Annotated in this window: 19 protein-coding genes; 8 read left to right on the top strand and 11 right to left on the bottom strand. The window is 72.4% G+C overall.

Annotated elements, in window-relative coordinates:
* The 3 genes from OCU29_RS12515 to OCU29_RS12505 are packed head-to-tail and all read right to left on the bottom strand — an operon-like array spanning position 1 to position 3,319.
* A complete protein-coding gene (locus OCU29_RS12515) occupies positions 1–1,119 on the bottom strand; it encodes a glycosyltransferase family 1 protein (RefSeq protein ID WP_261820181.1) in 1,119 nt (372 codons plus the stop codon).
* A 60-nt stretch (positions 1,120–1,179) separates the two neighbouring features.
* Entirely contained in the window at positions 1,180–2,145 is a 966-nt protein-coding gene (gene meaB / locus OCU29_RS12510) for a methylmalonyl Co-A mutase-associated GTPase MeaB (RefSeq protein ID WP_261820180.1), read from the bottom strand.
* Positions 2,129–3,319, bottom strand: a complete 1,191-nt coding sequence (locus OCU29_RS12505) for an acetyl-CoA C-acetyltransferase (RefSeq protein ID WP_179617025.1) — start codon at positions 3,317–3,319, stop codon at positions 2,129–2,131. Before OCU29_RS12505 ends, meaB begins: the two co-directional genes overlap by 17 nt.
* Positions 3,320–3,499: 180 nt before the next feature.
* On the opposite strand from OCU29_RS12505, the gene mce reads away from it, so the two are divergent.
* From mce to OCU29_RS12485, 4 genes are all read left to right on the top strand, one after another.
* A complete protein-coding gene (gene mce, locus OCU29_RS12500; protein ID WP_261820179.1) occupies positions 3,500–3,979 on the top strand; it encodes a methylmalonyl-CoA epimerase in 480 nt (159 codons plus the stop codon).
* 129 nt (positions 3,980–4,108) lie between these two features.
* Positions 4,109–5,446, top strand: coding sequence for a crotonyl-CoA carboxylase/reductase (gene ccrA / locus OCU29_RS12495; RefSeq protein ID WP_179617027.1), 1,338 nt, complete (start codon positions 4,109–4,111; stop codon positions 5,444–5,446).
* A 260-nt stretch (positions 5,447–5,706) separates the two neighbouring features.
* The gene (locus tag OCU29_RS12490; RefSeq protein ID WP_179617028.1) at positions 5,707–6,939 is read left to right on the top strand and encodes a hypothetical protein; all 1,233 of its coding nucleotides are present in this window, start codon (positions 5,707–5,709) and stop codon (positions 6,937–6,939) included.
* A complete protein-coding gene (locus OCU29_RS12485) occupies positions 6,936–8,072 on the top strand; it encodes an AI-2E family transporter (RefSeq protein WP_261820178.1) in 1,137 nt (378 codons plus the stop codon). Before OCU29_RS12490 ends, OCU29_RS12485 begins: the two co-directional genes overlap by 4 nt.
* A gap of 97 nt (positions 8,073–8,169) precedes the next feature.
* Here the strand turns inward: OCU29_RS12485 and OCU29_RS12480 are convergent, their stop codons facing one another.
* Genes OCU29_RS12480 through OCU29_RS12470 form a run of 3 tightly spaced genes read right to left on the bottom strand, consistent with a single transcriptional unit; the run spans position 8,170 to position 9,128 of the window.
* Positions 8,170–8,571 carry a GNAT family N-acetyltransferase gene (locus OCU29_RS12480; RefSeq protein WP_261820177.1) on the bottom strand — a complete coding sequence of 134 codons (402 nt, stop codon included), beginning with the start codon at positions 8,569–8,571 and terminating at the stop codon, positions 8,170–8,172.
* A 33-nt stretch (positions 8,572–8,604) separates the two neighbouring features.
* Entirely contained in the window at positions 8,605–8,889 is a 285-nt protein-coding gene (locus OCU29_RS12475) for a hypothetical protein (protein ID WP_261820176.1), read from the bottom strand.
* Entirely contained in the window at positions 8,886–9,128 is a 243-nt protein-coding gene (locus tag OCU29_RS12470; RefSeq protein WP_261820175.1) for a hypothetical protein, read from the bottom strand. The genes OCU29_RS12475 and OCU29_RS12470 overlap by 4 nt, the downstream gene beginning before the upstream one ends.
* 174 nt (positions 9,129–9,302) lie before the next feature.
* On the opposite strand from OCU29_RS12470, the gene OCU29_RS12465 reads away from it, so the two are divergent.
* Positions 9,303–10,748, top strand: a complete 1,446-nt coding sequence (locus tag OCU29_RS12465; protein WP_261820174.1) for an HNH endonuclease signature motif containing protein — start codon at positions 9,303–9,305, stop codon at positions 10,746–10,748.
* On the opposite strand, the gene OCU29_RS12460 is transcribed toward OCU29_RS12465, so the two are convergent.
* Positions 10,741–11,712: a DMT family transporter gene (locus OCU29_RS12460; protein WP_261820173.1), complete on the bottom strand. Its 972-nt coding sequence runs from the start codon at positions 11,710–11,712 to the stop codon at positions 10,741–10,743. The two genes, OCU29_RS12465 and OCU29_RS12460, sit on opposite strands and share 8 nt — an antisense overlap.
* Before the next feature lie 63 nt (positions 11,713–11,775).
* Between OCU29_RS12460 and OCU29_RS12455 the strand changes: the two genes are divergently transcribed.
* The 3 genes from OCU29_RS12455 to OCU29_RS12445 all read left to right on the top strand — a co-directional run bounded on the left by OCU29_RS12455 (position 11,776) and on the right by OCU29_RS12445 (position 14,714).
* On the top strand, positions 11,776–12,291 hold the full coding sequence (locus tag OCU29_RS12455) for a CGNR zinc finger domain-containing protein (protein ID WP_218876396.1): 516 nt from the start codon (positions 11,776–11,778) through the stop codon (positions 12,289–12,291).
* A 65-nt stretch (positions 12,292–12,356) separates the two neighbouring features.
* On the top strand, positions 12,357–14,273 hold the full coding sequence (locus OCU29_RS12450; RefSeq protein ID WP_261820172.1) for a S8 family serine peptidase: 1,917 nt from the start codon (positions 12,357–12,359) through the stop codon (positions 14,271–14,273).
* A gap of 81 nt (positions 14,274–14,354) precedes the next feature.
* Positions 14,355–14,714 carry a response regulator transcription factor gene (locus OCU29_RS12445; RefSeq protein WP_179617037.1) on the top strand — a complete coding sequence of 120 codons (360 nt, stop codon included), beginning with the start codon at positions 14,355–14,357 and terminating at the stop codon, positions 14,712–14,714.
* Here the strand turns inward: OCU29_RS12445 and OCU29_RS12440 are convergent.
* From OCU29_RS12440 to OCU29_RS12425, 4 genes are all read right to left on the bottom strand, one after another.
* Entirely contained in the window at positions 14,711–15,460 is a 750-nt protein-coding gene (locus OCU29_RS12440) for a hypothetical protein (protein WP_261820171.1), read from the bottom strand. The genes OCU29_RS12445 and OCU29_RS12440 overlap by 4 nt on opposite strands.
* Positions 15,461–15,525: 65 nt before the next feature.
* Positions 15,526–17,346, bottom strand: a complete 1,821-nt coding sequence (locus tag OCU29_RS12435) for a 3-hydroxyacyl-CoA dehydrogenase family protein (RefSeq protein ID WP_246305188.1) — start codon at positions 17,344–17,346, stop codon at positions 15,526–15,528.
* A 90-nt stretch (positions 17,347–17,436) separates the two neighbouring features.
* Complete coding sequence (locus OCU29_RS12430; protein ID WP_261820170.1) at positions 17,437–17,988, bottom strand: GNAT family N-acetyltransferase; 552 nt, start codon at positions 17,986–17,988, stop codon at positions 17,437–17,439.
* Positions 17,922–19,475 carry a sodium:alanine symporter family protein gene (locus OCU29_RS12425; protein WP_179617039.1) on the bottom strand — a complete coding sequence of 518 codons (1,554 nt, stop codon included), beginning with the start codon at positions 19,473–19,475 and terminating at the stop codon, positions 17,922–17,924. The genes OCU29_RS12430 and OCU29_RS12425 overlap by 67 nt, the downstream gene beginning before the upstream one ends.
* Positions 19,476–19,539: the final 64 nt, after the last annotated feature.

Below are 19,539 nucleotides of genomic sequence, written 5' to 3'. Positions count from 1 at the left end.
TCAGGCCGCCGATCGGTGCGCGGCGGGGCGCAGCACGGCTCGGTAGTGCTCCTCGACGAGCTGGCCCACGACGGCCGCCCAGCTGCGCTGGGCCACCTCGCCGGCGGCCCGGGCGGCCAGGTCGGCGCGCAGGGCGGGGTCGGCGACGAGCCGCGCGACCTGCTGCTCCAGGCCACCCGCGCGGCGCGGGTCGTAGAGCAGCCCGGTGCGGTCGTGCTCGACCAGGTCGAGCGGTCCTCCCGCGGCCACGGCCACCACCGGCACCCCGCTGGCCTGGGCCTCCTGCACGGTCTGGCAGAAGGTCTCCGACTCGCCGGGGTGGACGAAGACGTCGAGGCTGGCGAAGGCGCGGGCCAGGTCGGCGCCACCGAGCATGCCGGTGAAGACCGCCCCGGGCATCCGGCGCTCCAGCGCCTCGCGCTCGGGGCCGTCGCCGACGACCACGACCCTCACCCCGGGCAGGCGCGAGACCTCCACCAGGCGACGCACCTGCTTCTCGGGGGCCAGGCGGCCGACGTAGCCCACGACGCACTCGCCGTCCGGCGCCCACCGGGCGTGCAGCTCCTCGCTGCGGCGGGCGGGGTCGAAGAGGTCGAGCGAGACCCCGCGGCGCCACAGGTGCAGGTCGCCGACACCCATCGCCCGCAGCTGGGCGTACGACGTCGTCGAGGGCACCAGGGTGCGGTCGACGCGGCGGTGCAGCCGGCCCACCCACGCGCTGGCCAGCAGGTCGGCGCGCACCCGGTAGTGCCGCGCGAAGCCGGCGACGTCGGTCTGGTAGACGGCGACCGTGGGCACCCCGAGGCGGCGCGCGGCGCGCAGGCCGACCGCCCCGAGGGCGATCGGCGAGGCCAGGTGCACCACGTCGGGGCGGAAGTCGGCCAGGGCGCGGTGGACGGCAGCGTCGGGCAGCCCGATCGGGAAGGAGCGGTAGGTCGGCAGCCCCACCGAGCGCACCCGCACCACCGGCACCCCGTCGTACGACGACGGGCCGGGGCCGGGCGCGACGATGATCGCCTGGTGGCCGGTGCGGCGCAGGTGGTCGACGACCTGGCGCACGGTGTTGGTGACCCCGTTGACCTGGGGCAGGAACGACTCGGTGACCACGGCGACGCGCATGGCCCCACCCTCGAGCGCCCGGGTTGACGCAGCAGGAGCGGCGCGGGGGCGGGCGGGTGATCAGTCGGTGAACGCGGAGAGCAGGTCGTCGGCAGCGGTGTAGGGGTCGGTGCTGCCCTGCGCCACGGCGGCAGCGAGCTCGTCGAGCCGCTCGCTGCGCCCGACGTCGGCCCAGCGGCGGCGCAGCGTGGTGACGGCGATCGCCTCGACCTCCACGCGCGCGCGGCGGGCCCGGCGGCGGCCCAGGGCCCCGGTGCGCTCGGACCACTCGCGGTGCCGCTCGATCTCGGCGACGACGTCGTCGACGCCCTGGCCGGCCGAGGCCACGGTCTTGACGATCCCCGGGCGCCACGCGTCGTCGGGCCGCTCGCCCAGCGACAGCATCGAGCGCAGGTCGCGGCGCACCCGGTCGGCGCCCTCGCGGTCGGCCTTGTTGACGACGAAGACGTCGCCGATCTCGAGGATCCCCGCCTTGGCGGCCTGGATGCCGTCGCCCATGCCGGGGGCCAGCAGCACGAGGGTGGTGTCGGCGGCCGCAGCCACCTCGACCTCGCTCTGGCCCACGCCGACGGTCTCGACCAGCACCACGTCGAAACCGGAGGCGTCGAGCACCCGCACGGCCTGCGGCGTGCTCCAGGCCAGGCCGCCCAGGTGGCCGCGCGAGGCCATCGAGCGGATGTAGACGCCCGGGTCGGAGGCGTGGTCCTGCATCCGGATCCGGTCGCCGAGCAGCGCGCCGCCCGAGAAGGGCGAGGAGGGGTCGACCGCGAGCACCCCCACCCGCTTGCCGGCGGCGCGCAGCGCGCCGACCAGGGCGTTGGTCGAGGTCGACTTGCCCACGCCGGGCGAGCCGGTGATGCCCACGACCTGGGCCCGCCCGGTGTGCGGGGCCAGGGCGGCCATCACCTCGCGCAGGGCCGGGGACTCGTCCTCGACCAGGGAGATCAGCCGTGCGACGGCCCGGACCTCGCCGGCGCGGGCGCGCTCGACGAGGTCCGGGACGACGTGGTCAGCTCGTCGGGACACGCACGATCAGGGCGTCGCCCTGGCCGCCGCCACCGCAGAGGGCGGCCGCACCGACGCCGCCGCCGCGGCGCTGGAGCTCGAGGGCGAGGTGCAGCACCACGCGGGCGCCGGACATGCCCACCGGGTGGCCCAGCGCGATGGCGCCGCCGTTGACGTTGACCTTGGACTCGTCGAGGCCCAGGCTGCGCGCCGACTCGATGCCGACGGCCGCGAAGGCCTCGTTGAACTCGACCAGGTCGAGGTCGGCGGGCGAGATGCCCTCCTTCTCGCAGGCCTTGGCGGTGGCGTTGGCCGGCTGCATCTGCAGCGTCGAGTCGGGGCCGGCGACCATGCCGTGCGCACCGATCTCGGCGAGCCAGGTCAGGCCGAGCTCCTCGGCCTTGGCCTTGCTCATCACGACCACGGCGCAGGCGCCGTCGGAGATCTGCGAGGCGGACCCGGCGGTGATGGTGCCCTCCTTGGCGAAGGCGGCGCGCAGCTTGCCGAGCGACTCGGGGGTCGTCTCCCCGCGCACGCCCTCGTCCTGCGCGACGACGACCGGGTCGCCCTTGCGCTGCGGGATCTCGACCGGCACGACCTCGTCGTCGAAGACGCCGTTCTTCCACGCCTCGGCGGCGCGCTGGTGGGAGCGGGCCGAGAACTCGTCCTGCTCCTCCCGGGTCAGCTTGGTGCCCTGGGCGTTGCACTGCTCGGTCAGCCCACCCATCGCCTGCTGGGTGGCCTGGTCGAAGAGGGCGTCGTAGGCCATCGAGTCGACCAGCGGGACGTCGCCGTACTTGAAGCCCTCGCGGGACTTGGGCAGCAGGTGCGGCGCGTTGGTCATCGACTCCATGCCGCCGGCCACGATCACGTCGGCCTCGCCGGCGCGGATCATCTGGTCGGCGGTCGCGATCGCGTTGAGCCCCGAGAGGCAGACCTTGTTGATCGTGATCGAGGGGACCGAGGCGGGCAGGCCCGCCAGCAGGCCGGCGGTGCGGGCCGGGTTCTGGCCGGCACCGGCGAGGATGACCTGGCCCATGATCAGGTAGTCGACCTGGTCGGCGCCCACGCCGGCCTTCTCGAGCGCACCCTTGATGGCCACGCCGCCGAGGTCGGCGGCGGTCTGGCTCTTCAGTCCGCCGAGCAGGCGGCCGATCGGGGTGCGAGCACCCGCGACGATGACGGTTCCGGACATGTTTCCTCCAAGGACGACGACTGCGGGCGGGTCGGCAGTGGTGCGGACCACGCCTCCCAGCGACGATACCGACGAGTCACTTCGCTGGGTACCGGCCGCCGGCCACCGGTCGTGAGGCACACGTCACAACTGCGCCCGGACCGTTGTCGCGGGGCGGTGCGGCGTACGACCATGCTCGCCATGACCTCCTCCCCTGCCCCGAGCCCCGGCGAGAGCGACGGCCCCCTGGGCGTGCCCGGCCACCTCTTCACCGCCATCGACCACGTCGGCATGGCGGTCCCCGACCTCGACGCGGCGATCGCCTTCTACCGCGACGTCTTCGGGATGCGGCTGGCCCACGAGGAGGTCAACGAGGAGCAGGGCGTGCGCGAGGCGATGATGGCCGTGGGCGACTCCACCTCGTGCGTGCAGCTGCTCGCCCCGCTCTCGCCCGCCTCGACGATCGCGAAGTTCATCGACCGCAACGGGCCCGGCTGCCAGCAGGTGGCCTACCGCGTCACCGACGTCGAGGCCGTCAGCGCGCTGCTGCGCGAGCGCGGCCTGCGAATGCTCTACGACGAGCCGCGCCGCGGCACCTCCGACAGCCGCATCAACTTCGTGCACCCCAAGGACGCCGGCGGCGTGCTCGTCGAGATCGTCGAGCCGGCCGCCGGGCACTGAGCCACCACCGGCCCACGATGAGCCGTGGGTCACACCGGGTCGACCCCGAGGTTACTCGGCAGTAATCTTCGCGACCAGCACCCCGCACCACCACCCGCGACACCCCGCCCCAACCCACCAGGAGCCCACGTGCAGCACATCCTCGACGCGATCATGGCGGGCGACACCGCCCCCGGAGACTTCGCGAACCTCGACCTGCCCGAGTCCTACCGCGCCGTGACCGTGCACGCGGACGAGGTCGACATGTTCGAGGGCGTCGCCACCCGCGACAAGGACCCCCGCAAGTCGCTGCACGTCGAGGACGTGGCGCTGCCCGAGCTCGGCCCGGGCGAGGCGTACGTCGCGGTGATGGCCTCGGCGATCAACTACAACACCGTGTGGACCTCGATCTTCGAGCCGGTCTCGACCTTCGGCTTCCTCAAGCGCTACGGCCGCCTCTCCGAGCTGACCAAGCGCCACGACCTGCCCTACCACGTGGTCGGCTCCGACCTGGCCGGCGTGGTGCTGCAGACCGGCCCGGGCGTGACGAAGTGGCAGCCCGGCACCGAGGTCGTCGCGCACTGCCTCTCGGTCGAGCTCGAGGACGCCGAGGGCCACGACGACTCGATGATGGACCCGCAGCAGCGGATCTGGGGCTTCGAGACCAACTTCGGCGGTCTGGCCCACATCGCGCTGGTCAAGTCCAACCAGCTGATGCCCAAGCCGGCTCACCTGACCTGGGAGGAGGCCGCCTCGCCGGGCCTGGTGAACTCCACCGCCTACCGCCAGCTGGTCTCCCGGAACGCCGGGCAGATGAAGCAGGGCGACAACGTGCTGATCTGGGGCGCCTCGGGCGGCCTCGGCGGCTTCGCCACCCAGTACGCCCTCAACGGCGGTGCCGTGCCGGTCTGCGTGGTCTCCAACGAGGAGAAGGCCCAGATCGCGCGCTCCATGGGCGCCGAGCTGATCATCAACCGCTCGGAGGAGGGCTACAAGTTCTGGAAGGACGAGCACACCCAGGACCCCGCCGAGTGGAAGCGCTTCGGTGCCAAGATCCGTGAGCTGACCGGCGGCGAGGACATCGACATCGTCTTCGAGCACCCGGGTCGCGAGACCTTCGGCGCCTCGGTCTACGTCACCCGCAAGGGCGGCACCATCACCACCTGCGCCTCGACCTCGGGCTACATGCACGAGTACGACAACCGCTACCTGTGGATGAACCTCAAGCGCATCGTGTCCAGCCACTTCGCCAACTACCGCGAGTCGTGGGAGGCCAACCGCCTCATCGCCAAGGGCATGATCCACCCGACCCTGTCGCGCACCTACTCGATGGACGAGGTCGGTCAGGCCTCCCTGGACGTGCACCACAACCTGCACCAGGGCAAGGTCGGCGTGCTGTGCCTGGCCCCCGAGGAGGGCCTGGGCGTGCGCGACACCGAGATGCGCGAGAAGCACATCGACGCGATCAACCGCTTCCGCGGGGTCTGAGCCCCAGCACCACCAGCACCACCAGCCCCGTACGACGCTCGACCAGCGGCCCGCCTGCAGCTCCTGCAGGCGGGCCGCCTGCGTCACGCCAGCGTGAACACCGCGCGGCCTCCGGCACTCACAGCGCCTTCTCAGGCGGATCCGGGGGTGGCGAGGTGTGCTCCGGGGGCGGCATCGGCCAAGATGAGCACCGGGAGCACGCCGACTCGGGCGATGCGTCACCAGTTCCTCCCCCCAGCGCGGCAAGAAGGGTTTTCTCGATGAGCGACCAGGGCCTGTCCATCTTCGACGACGAGCCGGAGCGCCCTGCGGGCGACGCCGACAAGACCCAGGTGATCCCCACCGTCGGCAGCGACGCCAAGAGCGGCGCGAGCGGCGCCGCTCCAGCCCCCCGCAGCACCCCCGCGACCGCGCCCCGCGGGGCCGCCGCGGGCGGCAGCGCCGGCACCGGCAGCAGCGGCGGGGCCGCACGCACCGACACCCCGACCTTCCCGACCGTGCGCCGCGGCGGCTACGACGCCGCGGTCGTCGACACCAAGGTGCGCCAGCTCGTCGGCGAGAAGAGCGGGCTCTCCAGCGCGCTCGCCGAGTCGGAGCGGCGGGTGGCCGAGCTGCAGCGCGAGGTCGCCGCGGCCCGCGAGGAGCTCGCCGAGGCCGAGCGGCCGTCGTACGCCGGGCTGGGCGGGCGGGCCAGCTCGATGCTGCGCCTGGCCGAGGAGGAGGCCGCCGAGATCCGCGACACCGCCGAGCGCGACGCCGAGGAGATCCGCAGCCAGGCCACCCGCGACGCCCAGGCGATCCGGGCCGACGCCTCCCGCGAGGCCGAGGACATGCGGATGGTCCAGCTCAAGGAGCTCGAGGAGCACCGCACCCGCATCCTCGCCGACGCCCAGCAGGAGCTGAGCCTGGCGCGCAGCGAGGCCGCCGACGTGCTCGCGGCGGCGCGCCGCGAGTCCGACCAGCTGCGCCTGGCCGCCGAGCAGGAGTCCACCGAGATGCGCACCTCCGCGCAGCGCGCGGTCGAGCAGGCGCGCGCCGCGGCCGACCGCGAGGTCCAGGAGGCCCGACGCACCCTCGCGGTGGAGAAGGAGCGCCTGGCCCGCGAGGCCACCGACCACCACAACACCGCCATGGCCGAGACCCAGCGCCTGGTCGCCGAGGCCGAGCAGCGCGCGAGCGCCGCCGAGGAGCGCGCCGCGCAGGCCACCGCCCAGGCCACGCAGCACCGTGAGCAGGCCACCAAGGAGTCGGAGGCGATGCTGGGCCGCGCCCGGCGCGAGGCCGAGCAGATCGTGGTCTCGGCCCGCACCCAGTCGGAGTCGATCAGCTCGACCAGCACCGCCGAGGCCGAGCGCGAGCTGGCCAAGGTCCGCGCCGAGGTCGAGCGGCTGCGCAAGCGCCGCGACGGCATCACCGCCCAGCTGGCCTCGCTGGCCGACCTGGTCAACGCCTTCGGCGACGACGAGGAGACGCAGACCGGCTCCACCTCGTGAGCGACGCGGCCGCCGAGGAGGCGACCGTCGAGGAGCAGGGGCACGACGACGAGGCGTCCGACGGCTCGGTCTCCTCGGAGGACCTCGGCACCCCTGGCCCCCCGATCGACCGGCGCGCGCCCTTCTACCTGGGCTTCTTCGGCGGCCTCGGCGCACTGACGGCCTGGTGGCTGGGCACGACCCTGCTCTCGATCAGCAGCACGCTGCTGCTGGTGGTCGTCGCGCTGTTCCTGGCGGCCGGGCTCAACCCCGCCGTCGAGGCGCTGGTGCGGCGCGGGCTCAGCCGGTCGATGGCCGTGCTGGCCGTCATCGTCGCCTTCCTGGTCGTCGTGGCCCTGTTCACCGTGGCGATCGTCCCGGTCATCACCGACCAGGTCGCGGCCATCGGCCAGAACGCGCCCGGCTGGTTCGACCAGCTGCAGAGCAACGAGCGCGTGCAGCAGCTCAACGACGAGTACCAGGTCATCGACAAGGCGCGTGACTACGTCGCCGGCGGCGACTTCGTGGGCACCCTCTTCGGGGGCGCGCTGGGCATCGGGCTCGCGGTGCTGGGGGCGCTGTTCAACGCCTTCATCATCATCGTGCTGACCCTCTACTTCCTGGCCTCGATGAAGGCCACCACCGCCGGGCTCTACCGGCTCGCTCCGGCCTCGCGCCGCGACCGGGTCAGCAAGCTCGGCGACCGCGTGCTCGCCGGCATCGGCGGCTACGTGTCGGGCGCCTTCGTCGTCGCCCTCGCCGCCGGGCTGTCCTCCCTGATCTTCCTGTTCATCGTGGGGCTGGGCGAGTACGCCGTCGCGCTGGCCTTCGTGGTGGCGCTGCTCGACGTCATCCCGATGATCGGCGCCACCATCGGCGCGGTCATCGTGACCGCCATCGGCTTCGCCACGGACCCGACCATCGGCCTGGCCTGCCTGGTCTTCTACGTCGTCTACCAGCAGGTCGAGAACTACGTGATCTACCCGCGGGTGATGTCACGCTCGGTCGACCTGCCCGGCGCGGTCATCGTGATCGCGGCGCTGGTCGGTGCCGCCCTGCTCGGGGTCGTGGGCGCCCTCCTCGCCATCCCGACCGCGGCCGCGATCCTGATGCTGGTGCGCGAGGTCTTCATCCGCCGCCAGGACGCCGCCTAGCCGCGAGCCGGCGCCAGTTCCTCGCCGAGCCGGCGCCAGTTCCTCGCCGACCCGGCGCCAGTTCCTTGCCGAGCCGGCGCCGGCTCCCGGCTCGGGGTCAGGCGCCGGGGTAGATCCGGAAGCCCTGCATGCGCGTGTGGCTGAAGGACTCGTAGAGCCCCGACGCCGAGTCGGTGATCAGGTCCATCCGCAGGGTGCCGGTCGCCTGGAAGACCGCGACCACCAGCAGCCGGGCGATGCCGCGGCCGCGGTGGTCGGGGTGCACCGCCACGAACCCGAGGTGCGACTGCAGGACACCGTCGCCGAGCGCCTGCGCCCAGCCCACCAGCTCGCCGTCCACGTCGGCGACGTACGCCTCGGCACCCGGCGCGGTGCAGACCCGGTGCACGACCCCGGCGTCGGTCAGCGAGGGCCACTGCACGGTCGTGGAAAGCCGAGCGATCGCCTCGGCGTCGCGGCGGTCCTGGTCGCGGTAGGGGCGGATGTCGGCGGTCGCCATACCGAGCACCCTAGGACGATCGCGTCGACGGCCTCAGCGCTGGTCGCGGTTCTCTCCCCAGCCGAAGCGGCTCTCGGCCACGAAGTCGACGAGGTTCGACCGCAACCGCTCCTGCCACTCCTGGGGGGTCGTCTGCGGCGCGATGCCTTGGACGACGAAGTCGCGGAAGATCTCACCCCGCGCATCGAGGTGCAGGACCACCGACCCGTCCAGATCGTCCGAGAGGCTCAGCTCGAGCGAGCAGATCTCGTCTTCCGCGAGGACCGACCGCAACGCCGGCAGCACGACAGTGGTCGACGCCTCGAGGAGTCCCATCACGGGAGCACGCCTGACGACGACGCTGCCTGGCCGGCGCGTGCCCGGTGCCGGTCGACGCGTCCTTGCCAGGTCAGCACCAGTAGCGGCCCGACGACCGGCACCAGGAGCAGGGTGAGGACGCCCACCAGGCCGTGCGGCACCCTCAGCCTGCCTCTCAGCACCTGGAGCACGACGACGAGCAGCAGCAGGGTGTGGGCCACAGTCAGCATGCCGAACACCAGCTCGGACGCGTGGGGCATGAGCGGATTCATCTGCTCCCCTGGCTGGGACATGAGCACTCGCAGACCTGGAAGGGACGATTCGGCCACATGCTAGCCACCGACCTGCTCGACGACTGATCTTCTTTCCAACACTCTTTCACAGTCTCGAACAAATGTTCGACAAAGCGCCTCATGCGTGGGAGAATGATGTGCATGAGGCTGCTCCAGCACCCCACCAGCGACCGGGCCCCCGGCCCGGGTGTCGGGGTGCCCGCCAGCCTTGCTCCAGCCCCTGAGTCGGGTCCTGTCGCGGCGGCGGTCGCGGCCGCGCGTGCTGCGATGGCGGCTGCTCGCGACGGGGATCTGCGTCGGCAGCCGGTCGAGGACCTCGCCGTGCTGGTCCAGGCACTGTCCGCGCTCGAGGCGGAGTCCTCCGCGCTGCTGGGTGAGGTGCTCGGGGAGGCCGAACGACGCCAGGTCGCCGATGCTGAGGCCGCCACCGGCACCGACGCTTGGGCGGCCGCGCTGACCGGCCAGTCCCGTGAGGTCCTCGCCGGTGGTGCCCGGGTGGCGGAGCTGCTCCGCAGCAAGTACCACCACGCCCGTCAGGCGTACGCCACCGGGGCGATCACCACCCGCCAGGTCCGCGTCATCGTCGCCGCCGCCGAGCAGGCACCCCTCGAAACCACTCCCGAGCAGCTCGCCGCCGCCGAGGAGGTCCTGGTCAACAAGGCCACCGGCGTCGGCACCCGCACCGGGCGGCCGATGAACCCCAAACGGCTCCGCCAGGCCGCGAGGCGGATGCTCGACGTCGTCGACCGCGACCTCGCCGACCAGCACGAAGCGATCATGCTCGGCCGCGAGTCACGGCGAGCCAAGCACGAGACCTACCTCGCGCTGCACGACAACGGCGACGGCACCTACTCCGGCAAGTTCACCATCCCCGAGCTCCACGGCTCCCTGCTCCGCACCGCCATCGAGACCCTGTCGGCACCCCGCCGCCTCAACAAAGCGCGCACCGGCCCAGAGGGCGAGAACATCTCCGGCTACGACGAGTCCGCCCCCACCGGCCCCGACCACGGCCTGTCCGGCTGGGAGGTCGCAGGCAACGCCCTGTGCGAGCTCATCGAGCACCTGCCCACCGACGGCTGGAACGGCGCCAACGCCCTCACGCTCCTGGTCACCATGACTGCCGAGGACCTCGCCCGCGACCTCGCCGCCACCGGTGACCTCGACCCCGCCACCTGGCCCGACTGGCACGGACCCCACGAGACCGGCACCGCCAAGCTCGACACCGGCACCCGCACCGCCGCCGGGGACCTGCGCCGCCTGGCCTGCGAAGCCGGCCTCGTCCCCGCCGTCCTCAACTCCCAGTCCGTTCCACTCGACCTCGGCAGGACCAAACGGCTCCACACCCACCACCAACGCAAAGCGCTCTTCCTGCTCTACGACACCTGCGCCATCGGCACCTGCGAGAGACCCTTCGCCTGGACCGAGACACACCACCTCACCCCCTGGGCCCACCACGGCGACACCGACCTCGACGACGCACTCCCCCTCTGCTCCTGGCACCACCACCGAGCCCACGACCCCCGATGGCACCTCACCCAGCACCCACTCCGAGGCTGGGAGCTGAAGGCACGCCGGCGGGTCAGGTGACGACGGGCTCCGGCCGCACGGTGCGCGACTCCCCCAGCTTGACCACGACCACGCCGGCGAGGACCAGCACGCCGCCGACGAGCTGGACGGCGCGCGGGAGCTCGTCGAGCAGCAGCCAGGCGAAGACCACCGCGGCCAGCACCTCGGTCAGCGCCACGAACGACGCCAGCCGCGAGCCCAGGCGCCGCCCGGCGGCGATCCCACTCGTGTAGGACAGCCCGGCGGTCACCAGGCCCAGCAGCAGCACCGGCACCCACCAGGCGACCTCCCCGACGGCGTACGTCGCCGGGGCGGTGCCGGCGGTCATCGGCATCAGCCCGACCAGGCCCAGCGTGCCGAGCACCAGTGAGCCGACGACGAGCCCGCCGGCGGCCAGCGCGAAGGGCGGCAGTCCGTTGTCCTCGTCGGCCGAGATCACGAAGTACGTCGCCGCGCCGACCATCGCCCCGAGGCCCCAGGCGACGCCCGGCAGGCTGATGTCGGCGCCGGAGGCCACGTCGAGCACCAGCACCAGGCCTGCGGCCGCGAGGCCGGCGCCGAGGAGGGTGACCGCCCCCGGGCGCTGGCCGTGGCGCAGCCACAGCCAGACCACCACGGCAGCGGGGGCGGTGTACTCGATCAGGAGCGCCGGCCCGACCTGCATGTACTGCACGGCCGAGAAGTAGCAGAACTGGGCGCCGGCCACGGCCAGCACGCCGTAGGTCACCACCAGCCCGGCGTTGCGGCGCAGCAGCGCCCAGCGCCCGCGCAGGGACAGGAGCCCCAGCGGCAGCACGACCGCTGCCGCGATCGCGACCCTGATGAGCACCGTCGCGCCCGGGCTCCAGCCCGTGTCCAGCAGACCTCGCGCCAGGGCGCCCGAGAGCCCGAAGGACAGGGCGGAGACCAGGGCGAAGGTCAGCCCGGCCCCGAGGCGGGACGTCGCCGCGGCGGGCACCGGCGCGTCATGAGTCAAGGTCGTCATGGGTCATGACGCTAGAGCCTCGTTTGGTAACGTGTCAACGTGGTATTCGCTCATGACACCGAGATGTCCCTGCAGTCCGCCGTGGTCCTGGCCAACACCGCCCTGGAGCCGGACACGCTGACGACGATCGAGGAGCTCGACGACTTCTTCACCTCCTACGAGTACAGCGGCCGCCACGAGCGCACCCTCGAGGAGCTCGAGCAGGTGCGCGCCCTCCGGCCGGTCCTGCGCGCGCTGATGCTGGCCGAGCGCGACGACGCCGTCGAGATGGTCAACACGATGCTCGCCGACGCCGGGGCGGTGCCGCGCCTGGTGCGCCACGAGCCGTACGACTGGCACATCCACGCCTGCGACCCCGACGCCGACCTGGTCACCCGCCTGACCGTCGAGACCGCCATGGCGATGATCGACGTGATCCGCACCGACGAGATGTCGCGCCTGGGCGTGTGCGCCGACGACGACTGCGACGGGATCGTGCTCGACCTCTCCCGCAACCGCTCGCGCCGCTTCTGCTCGACCACCTGCGGCAACCGCAACGCGGTCGCCGCCTACCGCGCCCGGCAGAGCGACACGGCGTGAGCGACACGGCGTAACCGACACCCGCGCACCGCGTTGGAGGGGCGTCCCCACCGAAAGGCTCCTCCATGACGCCCCCGCGCCACCGCCTGCTCGCGCTCACCAGCGCCGCAGTCCTCTCGCTCTCCGTCCTCGGCCCCACCGGCGCCGCGGCCGAGGGCTCCGCCTCCACCACTGCTCGGGCCGCTGGCACCGACGCCGCCGTCGAGCGCCTCGCCGCCACGCGCCCCGGCCTGACCCGGCTCGCCGCCACACCGACCACCACTCGTCGTGAGCGCGCGGTCGTCACGTTCGCGGCCGTGCCCACCACCGCCCAGGTCACGGCGCTGCGCGCGCTCGGCCTGGTCGTCCAGCCGATGCGCGAGCTGCCGCTCGCGCTGGTCGAGGGGCCGCGCACCGCGCTGCTGGCCAGCGTGCTCGAGGGTGTCGGCCTCGACGTCTACCCCGACGAGCAGCTGAGCTACCACGACACCGCCTCCAGCGACGTCGTCTCCTCGAGCCCGGAGGCCGCCGCCGCCCTGCGTCGCAAGGGCCTGACCGGCAAGGGCGTCACCGTCGGCATCGTGGACTCCGGGTGCGACGGCACCCACCCCGACCTGACCCAGCGGATGGCCTACAACACCATCCTGGTCAGCCCCGAGTACGTGAACGCCGGCACCGACCCGATGCTGGTCGTGCCGACCACCGGCTCGCCCTACGACAACACCGACCTCGGCTCCGGGCACGGCACCCACGTCGCCGGCATCGTGGCCGCCGACGGCACCACCGGCGCCGAGCACATCGGCGTGGCACCCGATGCGAAGCTCGCCTGCTTCGCCATCGGCGCGGTCATCACCACCACCGCCGTGGTGACCGCCTACGACCACATGCTCGCCGACGACGACCTCTTCGACATCGACGTCGTCAACAACTCCTGGGGCAACAGCTTCCGCCAGTACGACCCGGCCGACCCCGTCAACGTCGCCACCCGGGCCGTCACCGAGCGCGGTGCGGTCGTCGTCTTCTCGGCCGGCAACTCCGGCAGCGACGACGCCGAGGCCAGCGTCTCCCCGTTCAACCAGGCGCCCTGGGTGATCTCGGTGGCCGCCAGCGACCTCGACCGCAAGCGCGGGGGCTTCTCCTCCAACGGTCTCGAGCACGACAACCTGCGTGCCGTGCCGATCGGTGAGGACGGCCACACCGTCTTCCGTGGCGACCGCTTCGGCTCCACCTCGCCCGACCTGACGGCGCCCGGAGTGTCGATCTCCTCGTCCTGCGACAGCACGGGCAGCGTCATCGGCCCCTGCCCCCAGGGCGGCAACGCCTCGGCGTCGGGCACGTCGATGTCCTCGCCCCACATCGCGGGCGTGGCAGCGGTGCTCGTGCAGGCCAACCCGCGCCTGAGCCCGCTGCAGGTGCAGGACGCCCTCAAGGCCACGGCCACGCCGGTGACCGGCGACGCCGGCCGGGTGCTGTCGTACCAGATCGGCTACGGCCACGTGAACCTCGACAAGGCCGTGCGCCTGGTCCAGGGCAAGAAGGGCAAGCGGCTCACCCGCGCGATCGCCAAGCGGCTGCGCACCGCCGACCGCCGCCTGGCCCGTGAGGACGCCTGGAGCGTGCGCCGCAGCGACGTGTGGCAGGACGACGCCCCCGTCGTCGCCCTGGGCGGCTCCTACTCCGCCACCCGCGAGGTGACGGTCGGACGTCGCACCGACGCCCTCAAGGTCGCGCTCGTCTACCCGACTCCGGGCACCGCCGCCAACCTCGCGCTCTACACCGCTACCGTGCGGGACGCCGACGGCGAGCAGGTCGCCCAGACCACCACCGAGATCGGCTACAGCACCGGCAGCGCCTCCGCGCTCGTCGAGGACCTGGCGCCCGGGCGCTACACCGTCGAGGTGAGCGGCGAGTACTCCGTCTCCGACCCCGACACGATCGACAGCGACTCGCTGAACGGCCGGGTCGTGTTCCTGCAGGTGGCCCAGCTGCGCGCCCGCGGCTGAGACACGGTCGTCGTCGACGGCGAAACGCCACCACCAGCCCGCCCCCGGTGCCACACTTGGCGCCGGAGAAGGGGGACCCGGATGCGCGTGCTCGTCGTCGACGACGACCCGGACCTGTCGATGCTCATGCAGCTGGTGCTCTCGCGCCAGGGTGGGCACGAGGTCGACACGGCCGGCGACGGCATCGAGGCGCTCGCACTGCTGGGTGCGACGCAGTACGACGTCGTGGTGCTCGACTGGAACATGCCACGTCTCGACGGGCTGGGCCTCTGCGCAGCCATCCGCGGCGAGATGCGGCGCCCCGACCTGCCGCTGCTGATGGTCACCGCCCTGCCCGACCACGCCACGGCCCGGGCCGCGGGCATCGACCAGGTGCTGGGCAAGCCCTTCAGCACGTCCGCGCTCCTGGGCGCGGTCGACGGACTGGCGCAGCCCGCCTAGAAGTCGAACAGGTCGCCGAAGCCCTCGCCGATCTCGCCCAGCCCCTCGCCGATCCCCTCACCGAGGCCGCCGAGCGCGTCGAAGCCCCCCAGCCCGCTGAAGAGCAGGCCGGCGAACATCCAGTCCATCGGTGAGAACGCGCCGTAGTAGCCCTGCGCGTAGGGCTGGTAGGCACGCCCGCCCTGCCAGTACGGCACCCGGCGGGTGCCCACCATCACCTGGCGCGCGTCCGGCTCGGCGCCGGCCAGCACGCGCTCGGCGTCGAGGGCGCAGGCGGGCACCTCGCGGCGGGTGCCACCGGCCGGCGTGAAGGCGACGTCGGTCGTCGACAGCCCGTGGCGGGGGTCGAAGAAGCAGGGCGGGCGCCGGGTCGGGAGCGGCAGCCCGTGCACGCGCGCCTGCACGCAGGCCACGGCGTAGCGCCCGTCCTCGATGATCTTGGTGACGTCCTCGACCTGGCTCGGCTCGGTGATGGCGTCCCCGGCCGTCTTCGCGGCCTCGTAGGCGTCCAGCGCGCGCTGGTAGTCGGCGTTGGCCCCCGCGTCGAGGTGGTGGCCCGCCATCTCGGCGTCGAGGTCCTGCAGCTCGGTGCCGAGCGCGGTGACGTCCTCGAAGACGAGCTGGCGCACCGGCGCCAGCTCGGCGGCCCTGGCCTGCTCGGCGCGGCGGCCGCTGAGCCGGACCACCCACCCGAGCAGGCCGACACCGGCGGCGAGGGCCAGCAGGACGAGCAGCAGGTCGATCATGCGCTCATCCTACGGACCCCGCCACCGGCGGACCGGCCCAGCGAACCGGCCCAGTCAGGAGCTGCTCAGCGCACGCTGTAGTCGCGGAACCCGCGCTTGGTCTTGCGGCCCAGGTAGCCCGCGGTCACCAGGTGCTCCAGCAGCGGGGCCGGGGCGAAGCCGGGCTCGCGGAACTCCAGGTAGAGCTCGCGCTGGATGGCCAGCGACACGTCGTTGCCGACCACGTCGAGCAGCTCGAAGGGGCCCATCGGCAGCGCGCAGCCCTGCTTCATCGCGGTGTCGATGTCGTCGGCCGTCGCGTAGTGCGCCTCGAGCATCTTGACCGCGTCGTTGAGGTAGGGGAACAGCAGCGCGTTGACGATGAACCCGGCCCGGTCGGCGCACGAGACGGCGACCTTGCCGATCTTGGCGCACAGCGCACGCGTGGTCTCGGCGACGTCGTCGTCGGTGGCCACCGTGGAGACCACCTCCACCAGCTTCATGATGGTGGCGGGGTTGAAGAAGTGCATGCCGATGACGTCCTGGGGACGCGAGGTGACCCGGGCCATCTCGATGATCGGCAGCGACGAGGTGGTGGTGGCCAGGATCGCGCCGGGGCGGCAGATCTCGTCGAGGTTCTCGAAGAGCGTGGTCTTGATCGCCAGGTCCTCGGCGATCGCCTCCACGACGAGGTCGACCTGCGCGAGGTCGTCGAGGCTGGTGGTGCCGGTGACGCGGGCCAGCACCTCGTTCTTCTGCTCCTCGGTGGCCCGGCCGCGCTGGATCTGCTTGTCGAAGTTCTTGGTGATCATGGCGCGCACCCCCTCGACCTTGGCCTCGGCCCGGCCCACGCAGACCACGTCGTGGCCGGCCTTGGCGAAGACCTCGACGATGCCGGCCGCCATGGTGCCGGTGCCGACGACGCCGACGGTGCGGATGTCGTGCTTGAGCTGCGGGGCCTGGTCGGCCGACGGGGTAGCGGCGTCCGCGACCACGGTCGGGCTGTCGGGCGCCTCGTAGGTGTAGAAGCCGCGCCCGGTCTTGCGGCCCAGCAGGCCGGCGGTGACCATCTGCTTGAGGATCGGGGTCGGCGCGTGCAGCCGGTCGCGGCCCTGGCGGTACATCGTCTCGAGGATCTCGTAGGCGGTGTCGAGACCGATCAGGTCCAGCAGCGCCAGCGGACCCATCGGGTAGCCGCAGCCGAAGCGCATCGCGGCGTCGATGTCCTCGCGGGAGGCGTACTTGCCCTCGAACATGGACGCGGCGTGGTTGAGATAGCCGAAGAGCAGGGTGTTGGCGATGAACCCCGCCTTGTCGCCGCAGACCACCGGGCTCTTGCCCAGCCGCGCCAGCACGTCCTGCACGTCGGCGAGCACGGTGGGGTCGGTGACGACGGTGCGCACGACCTCGACCAGGCGCTGCACCGGCGCGGGGTTGAAGAAGTGGATGCCGACCACGCGACCGGGGTGCGAGGTCGCGGTGGACAGCTCGGTGACCGACAGCGAGGAGGTGTTGGTGGCCAGGATCGTCGTGGGGGCCACGATCGAGTCGAGCTCGCGGAAGATCTGCTGCTTGGTGGCCACCGACTCCACCACGGCCTCGATGACCAGGTCGGCGTCGGTCAGGTCCTTGAGCGAGGTGGTGGTGCGGATGCGTCCGAGCAGGTCGGCGGCCTCCTGCTCGCTGAGCTTGCCGCGCGCCACCGCCCGGCCGGTGGAGGACTCCAGGTGCCGGCGTCCGCGGGCCACGCCCTCGTCGTCGAGCTCGACGCCGACCACGTCGAAGCCGTGGCGGGCGAACACCTCGGCGATCCCGGCGCCCATCGTGCCGAGGCCGACGACCCCGATGGTGGTGAGCTCGCGGGAGGGGGTCTCGGGTGTGGCGCCGGTCTCAGGGGAGGTCGTCATGGGCGGCATCATGGCACGCACTCGGCGTGCGCACCGTGGCGTACTTCACTCGCGAGTAACGTGATGCCGGACATACCGACGGACAGGTGGTCAGCGGCGTCCCAGCGCCAGCTCCATCACGACCCGCTCCCCCGCCTCGTCGAGCCCCAGCGCCCGTTCGCGCTCCCGGAGCTCGGCCAGCACCCCGGTCGGCTCGACCACCTCGAAGCCGAGGCGCGCGTAGAACGGCGCGTTCCAGGGCAGGTCGCGGTAGGTGCACAGGGAGAGCCGGTCGAAGCCGCTCCAGCGCGCCTCCGCCGCCGCCGCCGCGACCAGCCGGGCCCCGGTGCCGCGACGACCGTGCTGCGGCAGCACCGAGAGCTGCTCGAGGTGCGCGCGTACGCCGTGCCCGTCGGGCAGCAGCACCACGTGGGCGAAGCCGACCACCTCGCCGGCCGACGAGGCGACCAGCAGGTGCCCCGGCTGGTCGGCACGCTCGCCGCCGCTCGGGGCCGGGGACGCCGACGCGCCGTCCGCCTCCTCCTCGACCCCCGCCAGGTGGCGCAGGTCGGAGGGGCGGGCGGCGCGGACGGTGATCAGGTGGTGGCTCGCTCGTCGCGGGGCACCTCGGAGATCTCGCCGCTGCGGCGACCCTCGCGCCACTTGACGACCTCCTCCTTGACCTTCGGCAGCAGCAGGTAGCAGCCGAGCAGGTTGAAGATCGCGCAGACGAAGAGCATGCCGTCGGCGAAGCTGAGCACCGAGCCCAGGTTGACGACCGCACCCAGCGCGGTGAAGACGCAGAAGATGATCTTGAAGGCGTTCTCCTTGGCGCGGCTGCGGCCCACGAGCGTGGTCCAGGCCTTGAGCGTGTAGTAGCTCCAGGTGATCAGCGTCGAGAAGGCGAACAGCGCGACGGCCACGGCCAGCACGTTGTCGAAGCCGGGCAGGAAGGAGTCGAAGGAGCGCGAGGTGAGCACGACGCCGGTGTCGCTGGTCACCGACTCGCCGTCGGCGGCGCGGGCCAGCAGGTCGTTGTAGAGCGGGACGTCGGCGATGACGATGGTCAGCGCGGTCGCGGTGCAGACCACGACGGTGTCGATGAAGGGCTCGAGCATCGCGACGAAGCCCTCGGAGACGGGGTGCTTGGTCTTGACCGCGGAGTGCACGATCGGTGCCGAGCCGACGCCGGCCTCGTTGGAGAACGCCGCGCGCTGGAAGCCCACGATGAGCACGCCGAGCGCGCCGCCCGTGACGCCCTCGGGGTTGAAGGCGCTGGAGATGATGGTGCCCACGGCGTCGGGGATCTGCGTGACGTTGCCGAAGATCACCAGCAGGCAGGCGCCGATGTAGAGGATGCCCATCACCGGCACCAGCTTGGAGGTGACCCGGGCGATGGAGCGGACGCCGCCGATGATGACGAGGCCGACCAGCGAGGCCAGGATGATGCCGAAGATCAGGGCAGCGCCGTCGGAGGCCAGCCAGCCGTCCTCGCCGCCGGTGATCTCGACCGCCTGCGCGTAGGTCTGGTTGGACTGGAAGGCGTTGCCGCCGAGGGCGCCGAAGAGGATCAGGGCCACGGCGAAGATGCTGACGCCGATCTTGCTGGCCGCGGCACCGAAGCGCTCGAAGGCCACCGGCAGGTACTTGAACGGCCCGCCCGTGACCGTGCCGTCCTCGTGCACCTCGCGGTAGCGCACGCCGAGGGTGCACTCCACGAACTTGGTGCACATGCCGAGCAGGCCGGCCAGGATCATCCAGAACGTGGCGCCCGGGCCACCGACGGTGACAGCGACCGCGACACCGGCGATGTTGCCGAGCCCGACCGTGCCGGAGACCGCGGAGGACAGTGCCGCGAAGTGGGTGACCTCGCCGGGGTCGCTGGCCCGCGAGTACTTGCCGAGCACGAGGTCCTTGGCGGTCTTCAGCGAGGTGAACTGGATGCCGCGGAAGTAGATCGTGAAGATGGTGGCCGCGGCCACCAGCCAGAACACGATCAGCGGGAAGGAGTAGTCCCCGAGCGGGACGTTCCAGAAGATCACGTCTGTCACGGCGGTCGCGATGGGCTCGAAGGCGTCGTTGATCGCCTTCTCCACACCGCCGAGGAAACCGTCGGACTCCGCTGCGAGCGGGATCAGCATGGTCGTCATAGCCGTTAACTCAACCCGACCAGACCTGTGAGCGCAATCACCCACACCGCCCGGGCCCGGACCG

The sequence above is a fragment of the Nocardioides sp. OK12 genome, from assembly GCF_024341885.1.
GTDB classification, from domain to species: domain Bacteria; phylum Actinomycetota; class Actinomycetes; order Propionibacteriales; family Nocardioidaceae; genus Nocardioides; species Nocardioides marinisabuli.
The sequence above is the reverse complement of the archived record's forward strand: the minus strand, read 5'-3'. Positions and strand labels throughout refer to the sequence as shown.